Source organism: Bacillus piscicola, from assembly GCF_022458745.1.
Taxonomy (GTDB): Bacteria; Bacillota; Bacilli; order Bacillales; family Marinococcaceae; genus Alteribacillus_A; species Alteribacillus_A piscicola.
On the sequence record NZ_JAJJJF010000019.1, the window covers coordinates 1 to 24,547 of the forward strand.

The 24,547-nt window shown below is 43.0% G+C and carries 27 protein-coding genes, 1 tRNA gene and 2 riboswitches; of the genes, 8 read left to right on the forward strand and 20 right to left on the reverse strand.

Annotated elements, in window-relative coordinates:
• Positions 1 to 106: 106 nt before the first annotated feature.
• A complete protein-coding gene (locus tag LOR49_RS16715; protein WP_240378129.1) occupies positions 107 to 2,671 on the reverse strand; it encodes a vitamin B12-dependent ribonucleotide reductase in 2,565 nt (854 codons plus the stop codon).
• 330 nt (positions 2,672 to 3,001) lie between these two features.
• On the opposite strand from LOR49_RS16715, the gene dat reads away from it, so the two are divergent.
• Entirely contained in the window at positions 3,002 to 3,838 is an 837-nt protein-coding gene (gene dat, locus LOR49_RS16720) for a D-amino-acid transaminase (RefSeq protein ID WP_240378091.1), read from the forward strand.
• 156 nt (positions 3,839 to 3,994) lie between these two features.
• Here the strand turns inward: dat and LOR49_RS16725 are convergent, their stop codons facing one another.
• Positions 3,995 to 4,831: a lipoate--protein ligase family protein gene (locus LOR49_RS16725; protein ID WP_240378092.1), complete on the reverse strand. Its 837-nt coding sequence runs from the start codon at positions 4,829 to 4,831 to the stop codon at positions 3,995 to 3,997.
• Between the two features lie 148 nt (positions 4,832 to 4,979).
• Here LOR49_RS16725 and LOR49_RS16730 point away from each other — a divergent pair, with 148 nt between their 5' ends.
• The gene (locus tag LOR49_RS16730; RefSeq protein ID WP_240378093.1) at positions 4,980 to 5,357 is read left to right on the forward strand and encodes a rhodanese-like domain-containing protein; all 378 of its coding nucleotides are present in this window, start codon (positions 4,980 to 4,982) and stop codon (positions 5,355 to 5,357) included.
• A gap of 932 nt (positions 5,358 to 6,289) precedes the next feature.
• On the opposite strand, the gene gcvPB is transcribed toward LOR49_RS16730, so the two are convergent.
• Genes gcvPB through gcvT form a run of 3 tightly spaced genes read right to left on the reverse strand, consistent with a single transcriptional unit; the run spans position 6,290 to position 10,222 of the window.
• A complete protein-coding gene (gene gcvPB, locus LOR49_RS16735; RefSeq protein WP_240378094.1) occupies positions 6,290 to 7,759 on the reverse strand; it encodes an aminomethyl-transferring glycine dehydrogenase subunit GcvPB in 1,470 nt (489 codons plus the stop codon).
• Positions 7,756 to 9,108, reverse strand: coding sequence for an aminomethyl-transferring glycine dehydrogenase subunit GcvPA (gene gcvPA, locus LOR49_RS16740; protein ID WP_240378095.1), 1,353 nt, complete (start codon positions 9,106 to 9,108; stop codon positions 7,756 to 7,758). The genes gcvPB and gcvPA overlap by 4 nt, the downstream gene beginning before the upstream one ends.
• A gap of 4 nt (positions 9,109 to 9,112) precedes the next feature.
• Positions 9,113 to 10,222 carry a glycine cleavage system aminomethyltransferase GcvT gene (gcvT, locus tag LOR49_RS16745; protein WP_240378096.1) on the reverse strand — a complete coding sequence of 370 codons (1,110 nt, stop codon included), beginning with the start codon at positions 10,220 to 10,222 and terminating at the stop codon, positions 9,113 to 9,115.
• An 82-nt stretch (positions 10,223 to 10,304) separates the two neighbouring features.
• A riboswitch (glycine riboswitch) is annotated at positions 10,305 to 10,388 on the reverse strand.
• Between the two features lie 3 nt (positions 10,389 to 10,391).
• A riboswitch (glycine riboswitch) is annotated at positions 10,392 to 10,483 on the reverse strand.
• A 176-nt stretch (positions 10,484 to 10,659) separates the two neighbouring features.
• On the opposite strand from gcvT, the gene LOR49_RS16750 reads away from it, so the two are divergent.
• Together LOR49_RS16750 and LOR49_RS16755 are read left to right on the forward strand one after the other, a co-directional pair.
• Entirely contained in the window at positions 10,660 to 12,255 is a 1,596-nt protein-coding gene (locus LOR49_RS16750) for a DEAD/DEAH box helicase (RefSeq protein ID WP_240378097.1), read from the forward strand.
• Positions 12,256 to 12,628: 373 nt separating this feature from the next.
• Positions 12,629 to 13,423, forward strand: a complete 795-nt coding sequence (locus LOR49_RS16755; RefSeq protein ID WP_240378098.1) for a YqhG family protein — start codon at positions 12,629 to 12,631, stop codon at positions 13,421 to 13,423.
• 69 nt (positions 13,424 to 13,492) lie between these two features.
• Here LOR49_RS16755 and LOR49_RS16760 read toward each other — a convergent pair whose 3' ends face one another.
• Together LOR49_RS16760 and LOR49_RS16765 are read right to left on the reverse strand one after the other, a co-directional pair.
• Positions 13,493 to 13,936: a GNAT family N-acetyltransferase gene (locus LOR49_RS16760; protein ID WP_240378099.1), complete on the reverse strand. Its 444-nt coding sequence runs from the start codon at positions 13,934 to 13,936 to the stop codon at positions 13,493 to 13,495.
• A 45-nt stretch (positions 13,937 to 13,981) separates the two neighbouring features.
• Positions 13,982 to 14,266: a YppG family protein gene (locus LOR49_RS16765; RefSeq protein ID WP_240378100.1), complete on the reverse strand. Its 285-nt coding sequence runs from the start codon at positions 14,264 to 14,266 to the stop codon at positions 13,982 to 13,984.
• A 140-nt stretch (positions 14,267 to 14,406) separates the two neighbouring features.
• On the opposite strand from LOR49_RS16765, the gene LOR49_RS16770 reads away from it, so the two are divergent.
• On the forward strand, positions 14,407 to 15,195 hold the full coding sequence (locus tag LOR49_RS16770; protein ID WP_240378101.1) for a DUF2268 domain-containing putative Zn-dependent protease: 789 nt from the start codon (positions 14,407 to 14,409) through the stop codon (positions 15,193 to 15,195).
• Positions 15,196 to 15,230: 35 nt separating this feature from the next.
• Here the strand turns inward: LOR49_RS16770 and LOR49_RS16775 are convergent, their stop codons facing one another.
• Positions 15,231 to 15,530 carry a hypothetical protein gene (locus LOR49_RS16775; RefSeq protein ID WP_240378102.1) on the reverse strand — a complete coding sequence of 100 codons (300 nt, stop codon included), beginning with the start codon at positions 15,528 to 15,530 and terminating at the stop codon, positions 15,231 to 15,233.
• Positions 15,531 to 15,731: 201 nt separating this feature from the next.
• Here LOR49_RS16775 and LOR49_RS16780 point away from each other — a divergent pair, with 201 nt between their 5' ends.
• Entirely contained in the window at positions 15,732 to 16,508 is a 777-nt protein-coding gene (locus LOR49_RS16780) for a cytochrome c oxidase assembly protein (protein ID WP_240378103.1), read from the forward strand.
• A gap of 135 nt (positions 16,509 to 16,643) precedes the next feature.
• On the opposite strand, the gene LOR49_RS16785 is transcribed toward LOR49_RS16780, so the two are convergent.
• Entirely contained in the window at positions 16,644 to 18,047 is a 1,404-nt protein-coding gene (locus LOR49_RS16785) for a purine-cytosine permease family protein (RefSeq protein WP_240378104.1), read from the reverse strand.
• Positions 18,048 to 18,372: 325 nt separating this feature from the next.
• Positions 18,373 to 18,543 carry a DUF2759 domain-containing protein gene (locus LOR49_RS16790; protein ID WP_240378105.1) on the reverse strand — a complete coding sequence of 57 codons (171 nt, stop codon included), beginning with the start codon at positions 18,541 to 18,543 and terminating at the stop codon, positions 18,373 to 18,375.
• A 180-nt stretch (positions 18,544 to 18,723) separates the two neighbouring features.
• Here LOR49_RS16790 and LOR49_RS16795 point away from each other — a divergent pair, with 180 nt between their 5' ends.
• The gene (locus LOR49_RS16795) at positions 18,724 to 19,359 is read left to right on the forward strand and encodes an MBL fold metallo-hydrolase (protein ID WP_240378106.1); all 636 of its coding nucleotides are present in this window, start codon (positions 18,724 to 18,726) and stop codon (positions 19,357 to 19,359) included.
• Positions 19,360 to 19,417: 58 nt separating this feature from the next.
• Here the strand turns inward: LOR49_RS16795 and LOR49_RS16800 are convergent, their stop codons facing one another.
• The 10 genes from LOR49_RS16800 to comGA form a co-directional block, all read right to left on the reverse strand.
• A complete protein-coding gene (locus LOR49_RS16800) occupies positions 19,418 to 19,657 on the reverse strand; it encodes a DUF2626 domain-containing protein (RefSeq protein WP_240378107.1) in 240 nt (79 codons plus the stop codon).
• A gap of 198 nt (positions 19,658 to 19,855) precedes the next feature.
• A complete protein-coding gene (locus LOR49_RS16805; protein ID WP_240378108.1) occupies positions 19,856 to 20,047 on the reverse strand; it encodes a YqzE family protein in 192 nt (63 codons plus the stop codon).
• Positions 20,048 to 20,141: 94 nt separating this feature from the next.
• Positions 20,142 to 20,567, reverse strand: a complete 426-nt coding sequence (gene comGG, locus LOR49_RS16810; RefSeq protein WP_240378109.1) for a competence type IV pilus minor pilin ComGG — start codon at positions 20,565 to 20,567, stop codon at positions 20,142 to 20,144.
• Positions 20,525 to 21,037: a competence type IV pilus minor pilin ComGF gene (locus LOR49_RS16815; protein ID WP_240378110.1), complete on the reverse strand. Its 513-nt coding sequence runs from the start codon at positions 21,035 to 21,037 to the stop codon at positions 20,525 to 20,527. Before LOR49_RS16815 ends, comGG begins: the two co-directional genes overlap by 43 nt.
• Positions 20,973 to 21,326: a hypothetical protein gene (locus tag LOR49_RS16820; RefSeq protein ID WP_240378111.1), complete on the reverse strand. Its 354-nt coding sequence runs from the start codon at positions 21,324 to 21,326 to the stop codon at positions 20,973 to 20,975. Before LOR49_RS16820 ends, LOR49_RS16815 begins: the two co-directional genes overlap by 65 nt.
• On the reverse strand, positions 21,310 to 21,756 hold the full coding sequence (gene comGD, locus LOR49_RS16825) for a competence type IV pilus minor pilin ComGD (RefSeq protein ID WP_240378112.1): 447 nt from the start codon (positions 21,754 to 21,756) through the stop codon (positions 21,310 to 21,312). The genes LOR49_RS16820 and comGD overlap by 17 nt, the downstream gene beginning before the upstream one ends.
• Complete coding sequence (gene comGC / locus LOR49_RS16830) at positions 21,753 to 22,061, reverse strand: competence type IV pilus major pilin ComGC (RefSeq protein WP_240378113.1); 309 nt, start codon at positions 22,059 to 22,061, stop codon at positions 21,753 to 21,755. Before comGC ends, comGD begins: the two co-directional genes overlap by 4 nt.
• Positions 22,062 to 22,076: 15 nt before the next feature.
• Positions 22,077 to 22,229, reverse strand: a complete 153-nt coding sequence (locus LOR49_RS16835; RefSeq protein WP_240378114.1) for a hypothetical protein — start codon at positions 22,227 to 22,229, stop codon at positions 22,077 to 22,079.
• Between the two features lie 16 nt (positions 22,230 to 22,245).
• On the reverse strand, positions 22,246 to 23,274 hold the full coding sequence (gene comGB, locus LOR49_RS16840) for a competence type IV pilus assembly protein ComGB (protein WP_240378115.1): 1,029 nt from the start codon (positions 23,272 to 23,274) through the stop codon (positions 22,246 to 22,248).
• Between the two features lie 24 nt (positions 23,275 to 23,298).
• Complete coding sequence (comGA, locus tag LOR49_RS16845) at positions 23,299 to 24,324, reverse strand: competence type IV pilus ATPase ComGA (protein ID WP_240378116.1); 1,026 nt, start codon at positions 24,322 to 24,324, stop codon at positions 23,299 to 23,301.
• A 133-nt stretch (positions 24,325 to 24,457) separates the two neighbouring features.
• Here comGA and LOR49_RS16850 point away from each other — a divergent pair.
• Positions 24,458 to 24,532, forward strand: a tRNA-Gln gene (locus tag LOR49_RS16850).
• Positions 24,533 to 24,547: the final 15 nt, after the last annotated feature.

The window sequence follows — 24,547 nt, forward strand, 5'->3', positions numbered from 1 at the left end:
ACAACTAACACCAGCTATATAAGAAAAATGAATAATCTATCCTTTTCTTGTCTATCATTATTCGTGTTTCTTCTCTAAATAAGCACTTTTAAAATTGACGCAAATATCAAAGGCCGCATTTTAACTGGGCGCCGCAATTTGTACATGTATTACAACCGCCCGCTTCTTCTACGGTACCTTCCCGGCATACAGGACAATTATCCCCTATTTCATTTCCGAATTGGACAGTCGTAGAACGAATTTCCCTAATCGTATCAACGAGAACCATTTTTTTCTCTGGCTTGCTGTCTGTATCCACGTCGGTATAATCTGCGTTTGTTGAATTTTCCTCTGCCTGCAAAGAAAGCACTTGCGCGTCACGACTGCCGTCCACATAGACCGTTCCGCCTTTCGCCCCTCCATGATACAGGCGTTCATACACTTTTTGAACTTGTTCAACTGTATAGCCGCGCGGTGCGTTAACTGTTTTCGACAATGAACTATCCACCCATCGTTGGATAATACATTGAACATCCGCATGGTTTTCCGGGGACAAATCCATGGAAGAGATAAAGAACTCAGGGAGATTCCCTGGGTCTGTCTCTGGATTTCTTTCTATATATTCTTGAACGATGTCCGCATTCACTTCAATAAATTTGCCGAGCCGTCCGCTGCGATAGTATTTAAATGAGAAGTATGGCTCGAGACCTGTGCTGACGCCAACCATTGTTCCTGTACTACCGGTTGGAGCGACCGTCAAGAGGTGCGAGTTACGGATGCCAAATTCACGAATGTCATTGCGGATGTCCGTCGGCATGTTTTTCATATACCCCGTGTTTACAAAAGCTTCGCGAAGCTCCTTCGTTTCAGCGTCCGTTTTCCCAACCAAGAATGGGAAACTGCCTTTTTCCTTCGCTAATTGAATGCTTGTCCGGTAAGCTGTCGTTGCAATCGTTTCAAAAATTTGATCAATAAGTCTGTTGCCTTCCTCGGAGCCATACGTCGTTTCTGTATAAATCAACAGATCATGCAGCCCCATCACTCCAAGGCCTACCCGGCGTTCGCCCTTTGCCTGTTCCGTATTCTCCTCAAGAAAATAAGGAGTAGCGTCGATAACGTTATCCTGCATACGTACGCCGGTTGCTACCGTTTCTTTTAATTTAGCAAAATCCACCGTTTTCGCATCTTTATCCGCCATTTCCGCAAGATTGACAGCAGCTAAGTTACAAACAGAAAAAGGTGCTAAGGGCTGCTCACCACAAGGGTTTGTCGCAACAACTTTTTGCCCGTAGCTTTGCGCGTTGGTCTGTTCATTTGCATTATCGATAAAGAAGATCCCCGGCTCTGCTGAATACGTAGCGCAAATGTTGATTAGTTTCCACAGCTCGCGCGCCTGAATCGTGCGGTACGTCCGTACTTGATGACCTTTTCTTTCCCATTCCCGGACATCCCCGCACTCTTGCCATTCTTTATTGTACACTTCCATTTCTTCGTCGCTATAGCTTTCGACATCCGGGAAGCGAAGCGGGTACTCTTCATCATTCTCGACCGCATCCATGAATTCTTTTGTCAAGCAAACAGAGATATTCGCTCCTGTTAAAAATTCCGGTGAGTTTACGGAGTAAGTACCGCCTGTGTGTAATTTCTCTTCCGCTTCTCGAATTACTTTTTCATCGAAGCCGCCTTGCCCCGGGATGTGTTTATAATTGACAACATTTTGGTACAGTGCTTCCTCTGTTGCTGATAACGGTGTGAATTTTAATTTTTCCTTAACTAGACTTTGAATTTGATCATCTTCCGTATTTTCGTGAAGATAACGGAGAATGCGGGGGTTTTGCATTTTGGAAATAATAAATTCCAAAATATCAGGATGCCAATCCGCCAGCATAATCATTTGGGCCCCTCGTCTCGATCCCCCCTGTTCGACAAGGTGAGTAAGCTTCGCAATATCATCCAACCAGGAAACCGAACCAGAAGACTTACCGTTCACTCCTCTTGCCAGTGTATTTCTTGGGCGGAGGGTCGAACCGTTCGTACCAACCCCACCTCCACGACTCATGATCTCCATCACTTGCTTGCGGTGTTCGGAAATACCTTCCCGGGAATCCTCTACAAAAGGCATCACGTAACAATTAAAATAGGTTACATCTGTTTCGGCTCCCGCCCCGTATAAAACACGGCCGGCAGGAACAAAATTCATGCTGCTGAGTTCTTTGTAGAAACGCTCAAAATTCTCGCGGCGCTTCTCTTCTGTTTTTTCAACAGATGCAAGCCCCGAAGCATTACGCTTCGCAATTTGTTCATAATAGATTTCAAGAGGCTTCTCAATGACATCTAAAGAACGCGTTACACATCCAGCCTCGGCTTCCTCTGGCTCAAGCACATTGTGAAAGTCCGGATCGACCTGAACCTTTGCCTTGTTCTCTTCCCAGTTTAATTCCAGAACAAATCCATATCCTCGTGCAGGGAACTGCGGATCTTCTTTAACTGTCAAAACAACAAAATCACCAATTTTTAATGTTTTTTTCTCTGTATCCTTAAACGTATACCGGTCCAGCATCACGAGACGAGATACACCCTTTTTCGTCACCTGCATATCACTTGTAATCGGATAAACTTGTGGGAAGTGTTGAATATCCTCGTTTAATCTTTCTATATTTATTGTCTCGAATCGCTCCATCGTGACTTCCATCATCTCATCCTCCCAACTTTTAACTGCTAATTGTTAAGTTATCATACGGCCGGATATAAATCAATATCTTGTATTAATTTATATCACAAGCACACTATATATAGTAAAAAGTACGTAATTGTAGAAGTTTGTCAACTTTCAAATCGAGAGATATTAAGCAAACGGACAAGGAATAGCGTTTATAAAAGACCTCATTTACGCTGTTAAAAAAAATTGCAACTTGTGTTTTTAAAAGAGTATAAAATGATTTCATCCTATTTTTGCTTAGCTTTCCCTCATCTATGTTAAAATTCCCTTGTATCATTTACACATAAGAAGGTGGGATCAGTCATGGAGTATGTTTGGCTTCAAGATGAATTTGTGAAAAGAGAAAATGCCCGCATTTCCTTTGAAGACAGGGGCTATTATTTCGGTGACGGAATCTACGAGGTAGTCCGAGTTTATAATGGCAGCCCGTTTCTGTTAACCGAACATTTTGAGCGTTTTCAAAGAAGCGCTGATGAATTGGATATTCCTCTTCCTTATCCTCTTCCTAAGATTAAAGACATCGTCACCGAACTTGTAATAAAAAATAAATTAGAAAACGGCTACGTCTATGTACAAATGACGAGAGGGCTTCAAGAACGGGAGCATTTATACACCCGTGATTTAACAGCTATTCTGACTGCTTTCACAAAAACGGTGGAAATCCCATTTGATAAACAGCAAAACGGTATTTCGCTTCTTGCGCTCGAAGATATCCGCTGGCTCCGTTGTGATATTAAGACCATTAATTTGCTGGGAAACATCATGGCTAAACGAAAAGCAGAAGATAACCACTGTGACGAGGCCCTTCAACACCGCGACAGTACAGTGACAGAGGGGTCGTCAAGCAATGCGTTTATCGTTCAAAACGGTACCCTTTATACCCATCCGGCAAATCATTATATTTTAAACGGTATTACGCGCCAATTTGTTTTACAATTAGCGCGCAAGATAGGGATACCCGCTGAAGAGAAAGCCTTCACCCTTGATGACTTGGCTTTAGCAGATGAAATGTTCATGACCGGTACGACTACCGAGATTTTGCCTGTAGTCTCTGTGAAGGGATCCGTACAAGCTACTTTTAAACCCGGTCCTGTCACGAGAGAACTGCAAAAGCTTTTCCGGGAAACTGCCAGCAGATAACAAACCTTTCTTCCCCGGATTCCCGCGGGACTGCTTGCAAAGTGAAATAAGCAGTCATTTTTGCAGAAAAAAGGTCCGAGCTTACGCCTTTCGCCACGCAATTGCACCTCAAAAAATTGCGAAGCGGCTAAGCTCGGACTTTTTTATCTAATTTCGTCAACGCCGGTAATTCCATTCCTCTGATTCATATTTTTCTATCGCTAATTCTTTCACCTGCTCTTCTTGTTGTGGATTCAATTGGTACGCTTCCGCATGAACATCAAGCCCCTCTGCAAATCCTTGATGAAAAGCAGCAGATACCTCTTTAAGCGTTACCGGTGTATCAAGTAATTCATTAATCGCAACCGCCTTGTTTTTAAAAGCATTCTGCATCCGTTTCCGTACCCGTTCGCTCGAATAGGTAAACAAATCAAACAGCTTATCTTCGTCTACATCGAGAATAATAGAGCCGTGCTGCAAGATGACACCTTTCTGTCTCGTTTGCGCGCTCCCGGCAATCTTTCTTCCCTCTACGACAAGCTCATACCAGGAAGGGGCATCAAAGCAAACCGCCGAACGAGGGTTTTTTAAGGCTTGTTGTTCTTCCTTTGTACGCGGGACCGCAAAATCTGCGTGCAGTCCTAAGTGCCGAAATCCTTGCAAAATCCCTTCCGAAATTACCCGGTATGCTTCCGTCACTGTCGGTGGCATTTTCGGATGGTCTTCTGATACGATCACACTGTACGTTAATTCCTGATCATGAAGGACGCCGCGGCCTCCCGTCGGCCTTCTCACAAAGCCTAGGCCGTGTCTTTTAACAGCCTCCATATCAATTTCTTTATGTACTTTTTGAAAATAGCCAATCGACAATGTTGCCGGATCCCAGCCGTAAAAGCGGACAACAGGCGGAATTTTCTTCTCACTGTGCCACTCCAACAGCTTCTCATCAAGTGCCATGTTATAAGCTGGAGGTTTGTTCCCAGAATCAATAAAATACCATGTTTCCTTTTCCATGACATCACCCTGGCTTCCTCGGATCTTATTTTAACAGCAAAAATAGTTTATCAAAGTTGGCATGAAAACAAAAGTTTCTTGTTTACGAGTAGCACCCGTTTTATAATGTGAAGTAGAGCTTGTTTAAGTTTAAAGGAGTGGAACATGCATGACCATGTGGATTTTATGGGGGATTTTACTTGCCGTTCTCGTTTTTATGACCGCACGGCGCTTTGTAAAGCCAGGATTTCTTACGGATTTAACCGAAGAGGAATTTAAAAAAGGCTACCGAAAGGCCCAATTAATCGATGTCCGTGAACCGCGGGAGTACAGCGGCGGTCATATTCTTGGAGCCCGCAATATTCCCTTAACGCAGCTGAAACAACGATCAAACGAAATCCGCAACGACCAGCCGGTTTACCTTTATTGCCAGTCGGGAACGAGATGCCGGCAAGCTGCACGTCTGATTAAAAAACACCGAAATACGGAAGACATTTATAACTTGAAAAAAGGGTTTCGTAAATGGACGGGCAAGATCAAAAAATAAAGAATCAAAAGTACGTGGGGAGCTTGGCCGGAAACGGGGGCTCCTTTTTACTTTTTCATCCTACCGTATCTCCTATGTCCAAAGATTTCATGAAGGCACATGATAACTATAACGTCGCTATTTCTAATAATCGCGGGTTTCAAGGTTTCATCCCTTCCCTATAATGTTGTTATTTTTGTAAATTGTGATTTTCACGGCATCATACGCTTGCTATGATGCTTCTATTTATGCGGACTGTGGCTTTCGCGACGCCGTACGCTTACTATGCTGTTGTTATTATTGGGGATCACGGATTTTGTGGCACCATACACGAGCTGTGATGTTGTTATTCTCATATCCCGTGAATTTCGCAACTTCAGCCACGCCCTGTGACACCGCTATTTTATAATGGCACAACTTTCGCAGCTAGATACACCCCCTTTGACGTTGCTATTTTCATCCTCCACAAATTATGCAACGTCATTAACTCTCTTTGTGATCAGTTACATTCTTTCATTTCGTGCGATAGTTATAACGTTTATCTTTGGTCACCATTGTTTTTATAATAGAATCAATTTCATAATTCAAATGAAGTTATCGCCATCCGAACAATTCGGGCATAGTATAGAACGGTTGATTTGCCCTGCAGGCGGACGCTTTCCGCGGGCATGACTTGAGCCCTCCTCAGGCCAACACGATGTTGGTCACAAAGGCGTTGCCACAGGGCGTGGCGCCTTTAGCCTTTGATCCTTAACCCGCTACCTGCGGGGCCTCAAGACTCATGCTTTTCCCGCTGGTGTCGCTGCCTTCCGTTACAATCAACAGATATATTTAATTTTTATGAACGTTATTAATAAAGTTGATTATATCGTTCGTTTTTACGACGGCTTACGCACTTGTGAAATTGATTCAATACATTAACAAGCCATGCCGCAGCAACGGCATGGCTTGGTTTAACCTCTGTCATACTTTAAAACTGGTTTTCTCGCGGCTAGTGCTTCGTCAAGTCGTCTGACTGCCGTGTGGTGAGGTGCCTGCTTTACCGTTTCAGGCTCTTCTACAGCCTCTTTGGCAATCTGAATCATCACCTCGGCAAACGCATCCAGTGTCTCTTTCGCTTCTGTTTCTGTCGGTTCTATCATCATGCATTCTTCTACATTCGTCGGAAAATAAATTGTTGGCGGATGATAGCCGAAATCCAGCAGCCGTTTCGCCATATCCAGGGTGCTCACCCCTGCTTTCTTTTGCCGTTTCCCGGATAACACGAATTCATGCATACATACCGTATCATAGGGAAGGTCAAAATAAGGCTGGAGCTGTCTCATTAAATAATTAGCGTTAAGGACTGCATCTTCGGAAACCCGCTTAAGCCCTTGCGCTCCCATCGTCCGAATGTACGTGTAAGCACGCAAGTTTATCCCAAAGTTCCCGTGATACGGTTTCACCCTTCCGATGGATTGCGGCCGTTCGTAATCCCACGTTAACATATCTTCTTTTTTTACAAGAACAGGTTTTGGTAAGAAAGGAATGAGATCTTCTTTTACTCCTACCGGTCCGCTTCCCGGTCCACCTCCTCCGTGAGGGCCGGTAAAGGTCTTATGCAGGTTCAGATGAACAACATCAAAACCCATGTCCCCCGGTCTCGTAATCCCGAGAATAGCATTAGAGTTGGCACCATCATAGTAGAGTTTTCCTCCCGCTTCATGAATAATCGCAGCCATTTCTACGATATCTTTTTCAAAGAGACCGAGTGTATTCGGATTTGTTAACATCAAAGCTGCGGTATCTTCTCCTGCCAATTCTCGAAGATGCTCTAAATCGACAAGTCCTCGCTCATCCGTACGAACAGTGACGGGGTCAAATCCGGCAACTGTCGCAGACGCAGGGTTGGTGCCGTGAGCAGAATCCGGCACAATCACTTTCGTTCGCGCCGTTTCCCCCTTGGCTTCATGAAAAGCACGGATCATCATGAGACCTGCCCATTCCCCTTGGGCACCGGCCGCCGGCTGCAACGTTACCGCGTCCATCCCGGTGATTTCCGCAAGTGACTGCGCTAGATCATACATGACCTGGAGCGCTCCTTGGACTTGCTCTTCCGGCTGATAAGGATGAATATAAGCAAACCCGGGCAGACGGGCAACGTCCTCATTTAGTTTGGGATTGTATTTCATCGTACACGAGCCCAACGGATAAAAACCTGAATCCACCCCGTGATTTCTCGTTGATAATGCGGTGTAATGCCTTATCAACTGCAACTCAGAAACCTCCGGAAGTTCCGGCTCTTCGTCACGCAGATATTCAGAAGGAAGAAGATTCGCTAGTTCCGCTTCGTATTCACAAGAGTGATCGCTATCTGGCAATGAATAAGCAACACGACCGGGGCGGCTTCTTTCAAAGATCAACGGCATTTCGATCGTTTTCATTCTATTAATCCCCCCAATGCTCTTGCGAAATCCTCGAGGTCCTGTTCCGTTCGCAGCTCCGTTACACACACTAACATCTGACCTTGCCGCTCTTTGTCAAAACGGGCAAGGTCGTATCCCCCAATGATCCCCTTATGAAAAAGCTCTTTATTTATTTCAGCTGCCGGTTTTTTTACGTCTAGCACAAATTCATTAAATACCGGCTGTTCATCAACAATGGCAATACCCGCCTGTTTGCATTTCTCTTTGAATCGGTTTGTCTTAATGACATTTTGGACAGCCATTTCCCTAACACCTTTTTTTCCGAGCGCACTCATCGCAACAGAGGCGGCGAGCGCATTTAATGCCTGGTTGGAACAGATGTTAGAGGTTGCTTTATCACGGCGGATATGCTGTTCTCTCGTTTGCAGTGTAAGGACAAACCCGCGATTTCCATCCGCGTCTTGCGTCTGTCCGACCAAACGGCCAGGCATCTTTCTCATCCGCTTTTTAGTGACGGCAAAATACCCACAATGCGGCCCGCCAAGCTGCGCAGGGATGCCGAATGGCTGGACATCACCGACCACAATATCCGCGCCAAACGTCCCTGGCGGCGTAAGAACACCTAAAGCAAGGGGATTGCTTGATACAACAAAAAGAGCGTCTTTAGCGTGTACCACTTCTTCCATCTCTTTTAAGTCCTCTAAGGAACCAAAAAAGTTCGGATACTGAATAAGCACACAAGCCGTTTGTTCATCGATATGATCGTTTAAAATATCAACATCCGTCTTCCCGTTTTTCAGGGGTACTGTTTTGACTTCCAACCCGTGCGCTTCTGTGTATGTGTCTAGAACGGCGCGTGTTTCAGGATGTATCCCTTCTGAGACAAGGATCTTTTTCTTTTTCATCCTGCTCTCGCTTACCGCAAGCACTGCCGCTTCCGCAAGCGCCGTGCCGCCGTCATACATGGAGGAATTAGCAATATCCATATCAGTCAATTCACAAATCATCGTTTGAAATTCAAAAATGGCTTGCAGTTCTCCTTGAGAAATTTCAGCTTGGTAAGGAGTATAAGCGGTATAAAACTCAGAACGGCGAATGACGTGATCGACGACAGAAGGGATGTAATGATCATAGACACCTGCTCCTAAAAAAGAGGGGTAGGTCTTTATATGAGCATTCTGTTCGCTTAACTGCTGCAGTTCCTTTAAGAGTTCTGTTTCCGCAAGTGGAGGGGACAGCTTCATGTCTTGTTGAAAGCGGATGTTCTCCGGAATATCGGCAAACAGCTCCTCTGTACTTTTTACACCAATAAGCTCTAACATCTCTTTTTTATCTTCTTGTGTCATTGGCAAATAGCGAAAATTCATAAGATCATCCCCTTTCTCTCATGTAAAAAGGCATCGGGACTACTACTGCTTTCAGTGTTTTTTTGCGAATACGTACATAAAGAGTGGAGCCCTTTTCCGTATAAGGTGTTTCAATTAAGGCAAGGCCCATGTTCTTCTGAAAAGTAGGCGACTGTGTGCCGGATGTTATCAAACCAATTCTTTTACCATCTTCGTTTAGCACGTCATAACCCGTTCGCGGGATCCCCTTATCCATCATTTCTATGCCGCATATCTTCCGTGAAAGTCCAGTCTTTTTTTGTTCAATAAGCGCTGATTTACCGATAAAGTCACTGTTCTTTTTAAGTCTTACGGCAAAGGTAAGGCCTGCTTCAAGCGGGCTGATCGACTCTGAGATTTCCTGGCCGTAGAGTGGCAGGCACGCTTCAAAACGGAGCGTATCACGTGCGCCTAGTCCACAAGGCAGGAGTCCCTTCGTTTTCCCCGCTTCTAAAAGTTCCTCCCACAAGAGCGGAGCATTTTCGTGACTCGTATACATTTCAAAACCATCTTCGCCGGTGTAACCAGTACGGGAAAGGAGCACTTCTATTCCCGCTACAACAACCTTTTCCTGAAAACGAAAAAAGGGGATGTCTTGGATATCTGTTTCTGTCATTGTTTGGATAATCGATGCTGCAAGCGGTCCTTGGACAGCAAGGAGTGCATAGGTAGCGGAACGATCGGCAATTGTCACATCATCCGGCGCCTGTTCACGGAGCCAACGTACGACCTTTTCCGCATTGGCGGCATTCGGAACTAACAAGTAATGACTCGCTTTCAATTGGTAGATTAAGAAATCATCCTTTACGCCACCTTTTTCATTGCAAATAGGGGTATATAGAACCTTTCCAGGCTTCAACCTTTCCAAATCATTCGTTACAATATATTGCAGAAAAGGAAAAGCACCTTCCCCGGTCACTTCCACTTCTCCCATATGTGAGACGTCAAATAAACCAGCTTTCTCGCGAACAGTCCGGTGCTCCTCTTTAATGCTTGAAAACTGAACAGGCAACTCCCAGCCGCCAAAGTCCACTGTTTTTGCACCATACCTGGTGTATAAAGGATAAAGCGGTGTTCGTTTCAGTTCCTTGCTCATTTACTTGGCCCCCTTCAACTGAAAAAAATATATATTCAGATAACCAAAAAAAGACAGAGAAACCCCTTTATAAATAAGGTCCCTCTGTCCTGCAACCAGAAAGTTTCTTCTCTCTTAAAGGAAGAGAATGTCTTCGTGGGTGGCTCGGTATGAGCTCTCTCCAGAGATGCGTCCGACAAAAGTCTTTTTGCCTGAGAGATTCACTGGATTTCAGCTTGCTCCTTCGGCGTCGTTTACAACGATCTCTCCCTTTGTCTTCTTCCGCGTTATTTACTTTTATTATCTTTTATGCATAATTCATTTCCATATTGATCCATACTAATAGGAAAAGCCTGAAAGAGAAATTTCACACTACCTTTTATTTGTCATAAAAGTCTAACATATCATTTAGTTTAGCACGTTGCTTTAAGAAAGACAATCTTTTGGAGGTGAACATCATGGGAGTGGAAGTGAGATTTCTCCCTGAATGGGAGTCATTGACTGAGAATATCGACAGTGCTGTTTCCTGGGAGCAATTTTCGCTCGCTTATGAGGCGGAACAATGGATGACGAATCCCTCATTCTCTGGACTCGTTTGTGAGAAGCACCTGCCTCACTTAAATTTATACCCTCATCAGGAAAAAACGGCGAAACGAGTGATCGAAGAAATGGACGGAAAAGCGATCCTCGCCGATGAAGTCGGTCTCGGGAAGACGATTGAAGCAGGCTTAATTTTAAAAGAATATATGGTACGCGGGTTGGTCAAATCTGCTTTAATTCTAGTCCCTGCTTCTCTTACCGGCCAATGGGCAAAAGAATTAAATGAGAAATTTTACATCCCAGCCGTCCCCCAAAAGAAGACATATGTCTGGAAAAATGCTGATATTATCGTTGCTTCCATTGATACGGCAAAAAAACCGCCCCATCGTGAACTCGTATTAGAGCGAGAATACGATATGGTTATCTTTGATGAAGCGCATAAGTTAAAAAATCACCGTACAAAAAACTATGAATTCGCCCGTCTCTTGCAGAAAAAGTTTTGTCTCATGTTAACTGCGACCCCGGTACAAAACAATCCAGCTGAATTATACCACCTCATTAATCTACTAAAACCAGGCCTTCTCGGAAGTATCGAGGATTTCCAATCACTCTTTAAAGAGAAGGGCGTCCATGCTGTGAAGCACATCGTTCAACAAGTAATGGTCAGAAATAAAAGAGAGGAGACTGGACTGGTCTGGACAAAACGTAATGTTCACTCCTCCTACATCACTTTTACTGACGCAGAGCAACAGTTTTATGACAGGCTCGCGCAATTAAGGGAAGAGAGCGATTCAGCCGTTCACGGATTTACAGCGATGACTCTTTTACGAGAAGCATGCAGCAGTAGAGAATCGGCTTATTTAACATTAAAAAATCTGTATATGAAACAAGAATTATCAGAAGAAGTATTTACAGAGCTGGTAGAGTTAATAAAAGCAATTGAAACGAACAGCAAAGCAGAGAAAGCGTTAGAGATCGTCCAAAACACAGAAGAAAAAGTCGTTCTTTTCACGGAATACCGGGCAACCCAACTCTATTTGCAATGGTTTTTCAAGCAACATGGAGTCGTTTCCGTTCCTTTTCGCGGCGGTTTTAAACACAGTAAAAAAGAGTGGATGCAGGATCTTTTCAGAAACCACGCCCAGGTACTGATAGCCACGGAAGCGGCCGGTGAAGGCATCAATCTTCAGTTCAGCAGTACCATCATCAACTATGACCTTCCCTGGAACCCGATGCGGCTGGAGCAACGGATTGGACGTCTTCACCGTCTCGGCCAGACCAGAGATGTCGAAGTATACAACTTTGGTGTAAGAGGAACGGTGGAAGAACATATTCTTTCGCTCTTATATGAAAAAATTAAGCTATTTGAAAATGTTATTGGAGAGTTGGATACGATCCTTGCTTCTACACCTTATTCATCGATTGAAGGTTATATAACCGATGCCCTCTCCACATCGGAATCAGACAAAGAACTCGAGCTCAAACTCAACCACCTTACCGAACTAATTAACTGAATCAATTTCAAAAGTTCTTATTCATATATGTGGTGTTGATTGTAACGGAAGGCGACGACTCCAGCGGAAAAAGCAACAGTCCGAAGACCCCGCAGACCTGTTTAGAGGGAAGGCAACCTAACTGCGCGACGTCCTGTCGCAACGGTTGCATGACCTACATCCTGTAGGCCCGAGGCTGAGGCGTTGCCCGCGGCAAAGAAGACACAGCGAGAACGAGCGTAAGCGAAGTCTCGAACTGATGTCGCGCTTGTGCCTGTAGGTGAAAGCGTTCGCCTGCAGTGAAAATCAACTGCTCAATACTATATCCGGTTATTCGGATTTTGATAATGTAACTGAATCAACTAATAAAACTTTAATGGGCAGGTGACTCAGTATGGAGCAGCATGTCATTCATGATTTCGTGAGGAAATATTTCATAACTTACGGAGCGGATATTCTTTCTGAAAACAGCAGAAAACTATCTGTTCAGCTTACGGAAGATCTAGACGAGGAATTGATGAACCGACCCTTTTACTGGCAGTTTATTCGAAAAACAAACGGGCAGGCTGAGCCGTTACAACTAACCTTGTTAACAGACGGCCAGAAACAAAAAAAGGAAGACGGAGAACCGGTTCATTTCGGCTCTCCCCGTCTTCATCAGCTTTTTCGCTCCGCAAAGGAAAAAGGTAAATCCAGCCGTTTGTACGAAGAAATTCAACAAATACCAGGTACAAAACCGGTACCGCTTTATCCGTGGCTCGTCATGAACATTAAGATTTCCTATGTCTCCCACCAGCGGAAAGACAAGCTGTTCTCCTATGGTCTACAATTGATACACGGGCAGATTGTAGACGACATGATGGGACGCCTTGAGAACAAATCTTTACACCCCGTTATCTCAGAAGGGACATTTCCAATGAGCTCCCTTATTCAAACGAAAAGCGGTATTTTACGAATCAAACGCCATCTCCAACAAACCTTAGCAGCTGAACCGCAAGATTGGGCAGATTTTGCGAACCAGCGCATGCAGGAAGAACTTACTATTCTTAACGCTTACTATCAACACTCCAAACAAACACCTGAGGAATACGAACAAGAAAAAAATGCCCTTACTGAACGCTATCAACCTGAAATCATTGTAGAAATCATTAATCACGGTTTGTTTTTCCTAACTGCTTCCTCATTTTAAATTCCAGCCACTTGTTGTAATAGTCTACTGCGTTCCCCCCAGATCCATACTGTCAACCTGGGGGGGATCTTATTCCTTTATATTTTTTTCCATTAGAGTGGAAATTTCATAAAAGCCGAGCTTTTCATAAAGTTCTTTGGCGTGGTTTTGCGCAAATACATTCAACTGAACCTTTTCGAAACCTTGATCATGTAACTCTTTCATTGCTTCATCACACAATTTCTTCGCTACACCTTCGTTGCGATAACGCGGTAACACAAACAACTCCGGAATAAAACCGACCATTTCATCTGTGTAATGGTCTACAGTCTGAGCGATACAGACCCATCCCTTCTTAACACCGTCTTCCTCATAAATAAGGTAATAGCCGCCATTGTACAAAAAAGGGGCTATGAATTGCAGTGCCTTTTCTCTTTTCACTGCAACGTGCCCCATTGATGCTTCTTTTAATACGTCCAGAGCATGACGTAGTATTTCCTTCGTTTCCCAATACGCCGCTTTGCGGATGACCATGGTGAATGCTCCCCTTTTCTGCCGGTCAGTGAATGATTACGATGCTTATTTTTTAATAAATTTGGTAATCATCGGGCTTACCTGGTTGTATATATTCATCACTTGCTGGGCGGTTGTGGAAATCTTTTCAAAATCTAAGTTGCCATCGGGTGTTTTAAATGAATCTAATACATTGGGCTTTGCGGAAGGAGAATAAGCTTGATTTTGCAAGGGAAACGGACGCGTCGGTACTGGCGTTGGCCTTCCCGGCATGGGTCCCCCTGGCATCGGTCTCCCCGACACTGGTTTCCCTGGTAACGGCCTTCTTGGTATTGGCCTCCCATAATGCATCTTAACACCTCCTTACTTCTCATCTATATCCTATTCATAAGGAGAGTGTGCGGGAAGCTGTCCACCTATCTTCGTCGTTTTCACCCCCTTTGAATTGGAGCATATGGTAGGAGAAAGTCTTTTAATAAGGGAGTAGAAGAATGGGCGTTATTCGGACAGATAAGTGGTTGTTAAAATGGTTTGACAACCCCATTACGTTGTGCAAACAGGTAGTGGCACATTTTAAAGAGGTTGAGCCTCACGATATTTATTACCATTTTACTCAACACGGTATGTACCGGCACCCTTTTAAAAACGGGGAAGAACTTGTCCAAAATCTGCACAACAATAAAACATGGGAGGTGGTTCATCAAGAAAAACAACGACTAAAAGAAAAATGGAACGGTCCGGACATTCCTATTTTTATTTTTCCATCAGATCCACATAACCGGGATTTGAAAGTAAACTACCACGGTTTATCCGGTCTCGCCTTTGCAGACAAATTGTTTCTGTTTGTCTCGGAACATAACAGCCAACAGGAAATTTGCGCATTATTCACCCACGAATACAACCATGTCTGCTGGTTAAAAAAACTGAATAGAAAAGAAGAAGATTGTACGTTGTCCGACACGGTCATCTTAGAAGGGTTAGCAGAAAACGCCGTCCGTGAAAGATACGGTGAAGAATATACGGCGAAATGGACAACATTTTATTCAGTTGACCAATTGAAAAAATTATGGCATACCATTGTAATGCCTAATAAAGATCTACCGAACTTTGATCGAAGGCAACAAGATATCCTATATGGCTTTCGGCGTTATCCTAAAATGACGGGATATTGTGTGGGGTACTATTTAGTCAAGACATTTATGCAAGAAAGGAACGTTACAAGTGAGGAACTGCTCGTTTGCGATACGGATATTTTTAATCAGATCTTGAATGTATCATGAGCACCGGTAAAACAGACGAGAAAATCCCGTCTGTTTTACCAAAAGAATAAAGGAAGTAAGGCTAATGTGCCAATCGCACCTAGCGCAACCCCATATCCGAATCCTCCACCATAGCCATACCCAGGGCCATATCCGGCACCATAACCATACCCGGGACCAAAAGCCCCGTAACCAAAACCACCCAGATTTCGCGGGCGGCCAAGTGGTTGTAAAAACACGTTGCGATTATCTACGTTTCGGATAATGCCTCTGTGGACTCTACCATCATGGGTTTTTATTTCTACAGCTCTGCCTTTGTAGCGATTGCAAAGTTCATAGTAATGTCCAACTGACATGTTTCCACCCCCTATCCAACCACATACAACAATATATGGTTGTGAAAAAAAGAGGTATAGACCAATATTCCATGCCAGGAGTGGAATTAATTATGGAATTCAAGTTCGTTTACTGGAAACAACCTGAAATGTGAAAGACTTTAAAGAATGGGTAATCCTTAGTATACTTGCGGTAAATTGACTCTATAGAAGGCAAAAACGATGAGCAAGGAGAGATTACATATCATGTATCATCTGTGGAGTATGCTTTTGGTATTGTTTATGATATTTATTAGCATTCGTTACTTAAAAGCAGCACGGCAACATAATAAAGAGGTGGAAAAGTGGCGAAAAGTTTCTTTTTTCACGGGTGTTGTATTATTCCTGGCCGCACAGACGAGTCCTATGTTAACGCTGGGACACGCTTCCTTTATTGCGCACATGCTTCAGCAAACCATTACTTATTTTGTCGTGCCCGTCTTCATTTTGTTAGGTATGACAGAGGGCTTGTTACAACCTTTTTATAAACATCCGGTAGCAAACAAAGTTCTAAAAATTTTTACGAACCCGAAAGTATCTCTTCCTGTGTTTATCCTATTATTCTCGAGTTATTATCTCCCGTTTATCTTTAATGCGGTCATGTCTCATTTTTTGTTTCAACTCTTCGCTACAGTTTTATTATTACCGTTTGCTTTTTTCGAGTGGTGGTCCATTATTTCATTGGACAAACCCTATTATGTTTTAAGCCCCTTTCAAAAAATTGTTTATGTCATTGGTTTAGGTCTGTTTTTCTCCCCTTTAGGTTTTTATCTTATCTTTTCCGGTGATGCTTTGTATGATGCCTATGCGTTCTGGGATCAACAGGCGGGGGGAACCATTTGGAAAGTCAGCACAGTCCTTATTTACATTCTCGTCATCGGACAGCTGCTTTCCGAAGCTGTTAAGCTCGACCGACAAGATATGAGTGATGCAGCAGGTTACGTTAGATATGATAAATAATAAACATGTGAACGACATACAACAGACCCTATCCCTTAAAAGGATAGGGTCTGTTTAACTCTGTTTGACTAGTTTTTCAGCGAGAACACGATTAAAAAACTTAGACCTGTATGGAGAATTTCATGTTGCAAATGGTTACGATACTTTTTCTTCTTCCTCTACATTACGCGGCTCACTCTTCAAATAATATATTCCCTTGGTAGAGAGAGCGAAGATGACGGTTAAGATGGCCGCCAGAACAGCAGCAAAAATAGCAGCAGTATTTTGCAGGAACGTGCCCATGTACCCTAATGCAGCAATTGTTCCTAACGTGCTCGCAATGAGCAAAGATGCTACTCCTACTGGATTCCATTTATGCAAATACTCTTGGCGGGCTTCATAATAGTTAGGCCCAATTTTTAACAACCTTTTTACAATCATGGCGTCACTTACTAAGATTGCCGCCCATACTAACAAAAAGACACCTTGGAAAGTCATGACTGTATTTAAATGATCTACGATGCCGCCGAGCATTAACGCCATCGCAGAACCTCCAGCTACAACAACCCAGAACCGCCGCCCAGGCGTAAAAGAAAAGATATTCTCAAAAAAATTGGACAGTGATAATGAGCTGCTATATATATTTGTTACATTAATTCTCAGTTGGGTTAACATAGTGAACAGCGCTCCACCTATGCCAAGAAGAAGCACAATGTATACTCCCGGATCCGGTTCTAAAAAGCGAACCCCAAACCAGATACCAAGACCTCCCATCACACCAAAGCAAAATATTTGCGGAACAAATCCGATGGCAAGGGAGCCTATTTTAATATCTTCCGGCTTGAGAAACCGGGCATAATCGGAACCAAGTAGAGCTGTCAGTCCCATGATGCCATGATGCATTCCCATACAGAGAAGCAATGCTTCACCACCCACTCCTACACCAGCGGGCAGAAAGGAAAAAATTTCACCTTCGAAGACTGGAGGCTTTACGATAGAAACAATGATTGCGGTAGCCAAAAAGAGCATAAAAACCGGCAACGACCACTTTTGTAATTTGTCAAGCTGTTTAATCCCGAACCAATTTAACGGGATAATAATCGAACCGAACACGACAATTAACGTCCATTCTGGAATGGAAGGATAAAAAGTGTGTATGGCAGACACTAAAATTAACCCTTCAAAAGCACAATACATAATAAAGTTAGAAGCGTAAATAAGGGAAGTGAGCGAAGCTCCTATATAGCCGAACCCCCCGCCTCTTGAAAGCAAATTGACGTTCATGCCGGATTTAGCCGATAGATACGCAATGAAGGTTCCAAGTGTGCCGGCCACAATAATGGCATAAAGAGATGAGATAAGAGCATTTACAGCCCCGAATTGAATTGCCATGACACTTCCCATTTGAAAATAAAAGATAGCCGTTGCAATACCAAAAGTAATATTCATCACACTGATCCAGCCCATGTTTCGTTTCGAACGTGGCACCTTTTCTAGAGAGTAATCATCCTTTTGTTCTTCCTTGTCAATAGGCTCTGCAGTTACTTCCTTATTTCCCATTACTATCCTCTCCTTGTCATATCAGCCTATTCATAGATTGTCCCCCAGTTTTTGTGTATTATTTCACAAACAAGTCTTAAAAAAAATCGTCTTCTCGCCGCTTATTACTATTTAACCATAACAAAATCAAGGATTGTTTTACAAAGCAAGAAGCGTAAGAAAGATCGGCAAATAGCTCGTTATTCTATGATAAGAGTCATTATACTACCTATATATCCCTATATACTGATATTGATGCCATTCTCTTATCCAATCTAAAAAAACGCAGGTCCCGTTTCTCGTTTCAAAGAAAAGGACCTGCGTTTTTTGGAACCCTGAGCCTGCTTTATATTTCTGGTGCTCCACTTACAAAAATCGTCATAATGGAGAAAAAACCAAAAACTAGAAAAGATATTCCTGCGAAGCCAACTGCAAAGAAGTTGCGTCTCTTTATCTCGCGGATGGTTGCCACAGCACACAAAATAGTAGCAACAAGAAACATAATACCGATAGCCATGGAGTCCTTCCCTCCTTTAGTATGTAATCTTAGTTTTTAATGATTATATTTAATCTATACATTCCGTTACTATTATACCCTTTTTCCATTTAAGTTGCACTAACATTTTCGCTTCTTCTATCTCCTTGTTATAATGAACTTATTGTGTCTACAATTGATGCATAAACGGAGGGATTTAACATGAAATGGGAACAATTGCCATTGGGTCCATTACAAACAAATTGTTATGTGTTATACAATGATGCAAAGGAAGCCGTCATTTTTGATCCAGGCGGCGATGCCCATCAACTCATAGAATGGCTTGACAGCCGCAGTTTGAAACCTGCTGCCATTTTGTTAACACATGCCCACTTTGATCACATTGGCGCTGTCGATGAAATTAGGGAGGCATATAAGATCGACGTCTATCTCCATGAAAGTGAAAAAGACTGGCTCGAGACCCCTGAGAAAAACGGCTCAGCCCGATTTTTAGGCGATCCTTCCATCACCGCACGGCAGGCAGACTATCAGATCAAGGAAGAAGGGCAGTTGACGATTGGTTCTTTTTCCTTTTCTACCTTACATACACCCGGCCACTCACCTGGAAGTGTATCATTTTATCACCCGGAAAGTGAAACGGTCTTCTCCGGCGACGTGCTATTTTCCGGGAGCATCGGGCGAACAGATCTTCCCGGTGGCGATCATCAGGAATTACTGCAATCTATTCACAATAAGCTGCTCGATTTGCCAGAGACAGTGACAGCAGCCTGCGGACACGGGCCAGTGACCACGATCGGGGCTGAAATGGATAGCAATCCGTTCTTACATGGCTTCTAATAACGAAAAAAGAGCGATAGCCGCTCTTTTTTTATGCATATGTACGCATTATGCATGTTTACGAAAATGCTGGTTCCATAATGAATGTCGTATAATAGCTGAACCCAACGAAGAAAAGTGCTAGATATGCACCAAAAATATAAATATACATCCGCTCCGTCAGTTTCATAAAACCAAGCCCAACAAATACAGCTGTTTGGGCGAAAAACAAGACAGCCATACTAAACATGTCGCCTACGAAAAATAGTACTGCAAAGACAGCTGTCCAAAAGCCGATCATGCGAAACATACGATCCATTTTCACTTTCCCTCCTCTTCTCTTTAAAATATACACGCAAGCAAGAATAAATACAAGAGCAGACAAACAGGTTGTTTTACACAAGCCCTACCCGTAAACACTCTGAAATGAACTATACGTTCATTATAAAAAAACTCCGCATTTCGTCAAGCCCTTGTCGAAAAATGGTGCTGCAAAATGTTACAGGTATGTGACAGGTTACTGCTTTTTTCGCCACATCTTTAAAGAATATGGTACCATCCCAAACCATCTGTATAAAAAATTATCTTTCCGCGGAAAAAAGGGCCGCTTCCTCTTTCGGTCTTGATTCTCTGATCTTCCGTCATTTTGTTTTTCTAATGCTTCCACAAGCTCTTTCGTTATAAATTTTACAAAAGGGTTAGGCTCCATAATCCATCCTCCTGCCATTGCTCGTCATTCCTATTATAGCCGTGACAGAAAAGCTTTATTCTGTTCATCCTTTTATAGATTTATTTGGTGGTTTTCATTCCATTTTAATGACGTCAACTTGGATAGGTGTGTCGTCCGTGCTGTCCAGCAGATTCTCTTCCAGTGATGCTTCTTGAACCGCTACATCAAAAAAATGAGTCCGCACATTGCCTCCCTTATCTCTAGCTGTGAAGCGGACTCTTGCCGTATTCGCTATCTCACGGTTGACTGTAACAGAATAACGGACAGAACCATTCGGGAATGAAAAGTCGCCAACACCAGGGGTTATAGTAGACGTCGTATCCAACCACTTCCGCTCTCCATTTCGAATTAGCCATTCGAGGTTTAACGCTTGCTCCTCTAGCTGTATATTTTGTTTTGCATTCATATACACATGAATTTGAAAAACCAACAGACCCGTCATCAGCAGACATATCATCAAGGTAACCGGTACGATGGTTCCTCGTTCCCCCAGTTCCATGTTCGCTCTCTCCCTTCCAGGGCAGGACGGAAGCCAACAACCGTCTTCCAGCTGACATGATGCTTATCCGTCACCTCGATATCAGCTCCGTAATCGGTGTATACCGCGTGAAGTCCAGTCACATGCTGCAACACAATTTCATGACCTTTTCCTTCCCTTCTGCGAATTAAGTTGCTACCTGAAAGACGGTATTGGAGTGTAAATCTTTCCGCAGCCGTTTCACAATAAATAGTAAAGCCGTCTTCGTTCCGCTTTATCTCATAGGCGTGGTCCATGTCATCTTTTACTTGCTGGAAAAACATATGAATATCTTGTCGTAATGGATCAGACGGAAACGAAAATAGCGGGATAAAGGAAACAATAGCAGTTACACACACGAGAAATATCGCGAAGGCAATCAAAGTCTCAATCAGCGTCATCCCTTGCGATTGACGGAAGAACGAATAAACATTTCTCGTATTTTCGTTCATTTGCACCCTCCCACCGTATACACATTTCCACTCCCTTTTCTTTCTTTGCAGAAGCGAATTCGTATTCCCCCAAGCCTTCCCAATAACCATTCCTTATCGTTTCATATTGCTCTCCGGCCAGTGCTTCTTTTTCTAATACATACAAGGCAGAACGCATCTCGTGGATCGTTTTCTTTTCAGAATAAACAATTCCAAAAAGGGGCAATAACATCAAGGTAATAAATGAAAGCAGACTCAACGCAGCAACTGCTTCCATTAATGTCATTCCATCCTCACATTTTCTCGACATAAAAACGCCCCCTGCCTAATAACAATACTACTTTATAATTGTTCTTTGCTGTCCGTATATAAAATGTGCCCGGTTTTCTAATGTTGCCATTGTGATTGTAGATAATTTCGCTTGTCGAAATTGTCCCTCTATCAAACTTCACTCCTGCCGGAATCTTACGAAGCAGGAGTGGCTTGCTGTATACCGATTCTTTTAAAGCATAAGAAGTCTTGTCACTCTCCAAAAAAATCATTTTTTCATGCGCATATGCATACTGTTGAGCGTATCTTAAATCTTCCGCCAGCAACTCGATAAAATAATCTATTTCCTTCTGATTTTGAAAAGAATGAAAAGTTAAAATGGGAATTCCGATTGTTACTGTGATAATTAATAAGACAATTACCATCTCTGCTAAAGTGTGTCCGTCTTCTCCGAGCGGCTTCTGGCTCACTGAGATGCCTTTGATACTTTACCTTCTGACAGTTGCAATGGCGTATTGTCTGGACATGTTATTCTATCCACATACTTAGCTGTTTGTAACTCTTCTAAAGATGAGGGTCTTTCATTAAACTCGACCTCGTACGCTCCTACCTGTGCTTCTAAAAGCTGCATAGTCGCATCACAGCCGCGTGACTGTGCAACGTTATTGTTTGTGACCATATTCGGTATCGCAATAAGCAGCAAAACCGTGATAATTAGAAGAACAATCATCATCTCAATCATGGTAAAGGCTTTCTCGTTTTTCATCATTTTCATTGATATTTTTCCCTTCTACATTTTATTTTTTTGGTAAGAGATTTTTAAAAGGCTGATAATATCTTGCTCTTTGTTCATTTCTATCGCTTGAATTCGCTGTTCGAGCATGTTGATACGTTCCAGTAATCGTTCATGTTCGTCATTTTGCTCTACTTTTACATGCCCCATCTCACTTACTCCTTTCTTACATAGAGGTCATCAACTGAAACATGGGTAAGAAAACCGATAAAAACATGGCGAGAATAACCAAGCCAATCATACAAAACATGATAGGCTGTACAGTCATTACTACCTTTTTCACCCTGTCTTCAAGTATTCGCAACACCCTCTCACTGTAATAATACAGATCATCCCCAAGCCTTCCTGCCGTTTGTCCATGTTGTACGACATACTTCATTTCCGTTCTGTACCACCCCTTGTTCTCCAAAGCTTCCGATAACGAGTTTCCTTCCTTAAGCATTGCTTTTAAAAAGCTGCCTTCAGCCTGGAAAAATTCAAAGTGGTCCTGCCTTTCAAATACTTGGCACGCTTCATAAATGGATAACCCCCCTTTCAGCATACTGCTCAACTGCAATGAAAAATAATAAGTGAAAAATAAGCGAAGGAAAGGCGCAAGGAAAGGAATTTGAAACAATAGGTGGCATTGTTTGTGCGCAGAATAATGTCGAAATGTTTTAAAATAGTAAACAAATAAAAGTAACACAATCGGGACGAGGGAAAAGGCGAGGTAAGGCGAATAGCGAAAAAATTGGATCATGATAAGAGTAACCATTGGAAATTCCATATCAAGGGAATCAAACAATTGACTAAACTGAGGAAAAAGAAAATGAAGCATAACAATGGATATTATAAGCAGGGTCCATAGAAGAAGCAGCGGATATCGTAAATATCGGCGTATTCGTCTCGTCGTCTCGATTCGTTTCCGATACAATTCACCTGCTCCCTGCAGCCCTTCTTGCAGTGCACCGCATGATTCGGAGAAAAAAACATAAGCCGTTATATCAGAGGGGAAATAATGATTTCTTAATATTTCATGAAAAGAAGTACCTCTTCGTAATTCCTCTCTCATCTCGATAATCATTGACTTCACTATATCCGGCTGTTCCCAGCTTAACAATTCAAGCACCTGGTCGATGGAGTAGCCTTGCTCTAACAGCTCGCCCACTTTCACTAGAAAGTCGGCAGATTCATGGCTTTTCCACTTTTTGCCCATAAAGGCCTCACCCCTTTCCCACTTTTAAAGAAGGCCTAAAGCTTTGCCCTTTATTAACTGTGTTTGCTGAGATATCGTCAAAGCTGGCTTGTCTTGAAAATGGTTAGCGAAGTACTGTAATATTTCCCGTTTCGAAAGAATATCAAATAAGGCAAGGCGCGATGCCTGCTTGAATTTTTGGCAATAAGGAGAACAAGTAAAACCTTGGCAATACACACAGTAACGCTGCAGTAATGTTTGAGAAGTGATACATAGTAACGTTTCCTGTAATTCTACGTTCGTAAATCCAAAATCCTGCAGGCGGTGAATGGCTCCATACGGACTTCCGGCATGCATGGTCGTAAAAACTAGATGGCCGGTAAAAGCTGCACGTATCGCTAATTTAGCCGTTTCCGTATCTCTGATTTCGCCTATCATAATAACGTCAGGATCATGCCGCAGGGAAGATTTTAACATTTCTGCATACGACAATCCTGCTTTTTCATTTACCTCTGTCTGGATGAAAGATTCATCTCTTATTTCTACGGGGTCTTCAATGCTGATAATACGGGAAGCATACTGTTTGGATAAGGCATTCATAAATGAATAGAGGGTGGTCGTTTTTCCAGATCCGGTTGGTCCTGTTAGTATAATCAGACCGTTCTTCTCAGAAAGTAACGATTGAAAATAAGAAACAACTGCGGGAGAAAAGGATAGGGAGGATAAAGAAAGGAATTCCTTCTGAGGGAGCAATCGAATGGACATGCTTTCTCGATAGTAGGAAGGCATTGTGGAAAACCGAAGATTGACAGGCCGTCGTGACGATTTTGCCAAGAAAGATCCGTTTTGGGGCCGGCGTTTTTCTCCGATGTCCATTCCAGCTCGGAATTTGAAATGCGCGATTAAACGTTCAGCGGTTTGCGGCCGTAAAGTGGCCATCTTGTAAAGGTCACCGTGGATCCGAAATAAAAGCACGGTTACTTTCTCATAGGGATGTAAATGAACATCTGTTGCCTGCAGTTCAAGGGCACGATCAACGATAGTTCTGCTATCTAACTCAACGTTCGACAATTCATCACCTTTCCTTTCATTATTCTTGTTTTCAACTTACATATTCTCCTTCCATTTGAAAATCCCTTCTTTTTTAAAAAATCTTTTCTTCTTGTATATAACCATAAGACCGTGTCTACACTATAACTGTTAATGGGATGTAGCCAAGCGGTAAGGCATCGGACTTTGACTCCGTGATTCGCAGGTTCGAACCCTGCCATCCCAGCCATACATAGTAGTAAAG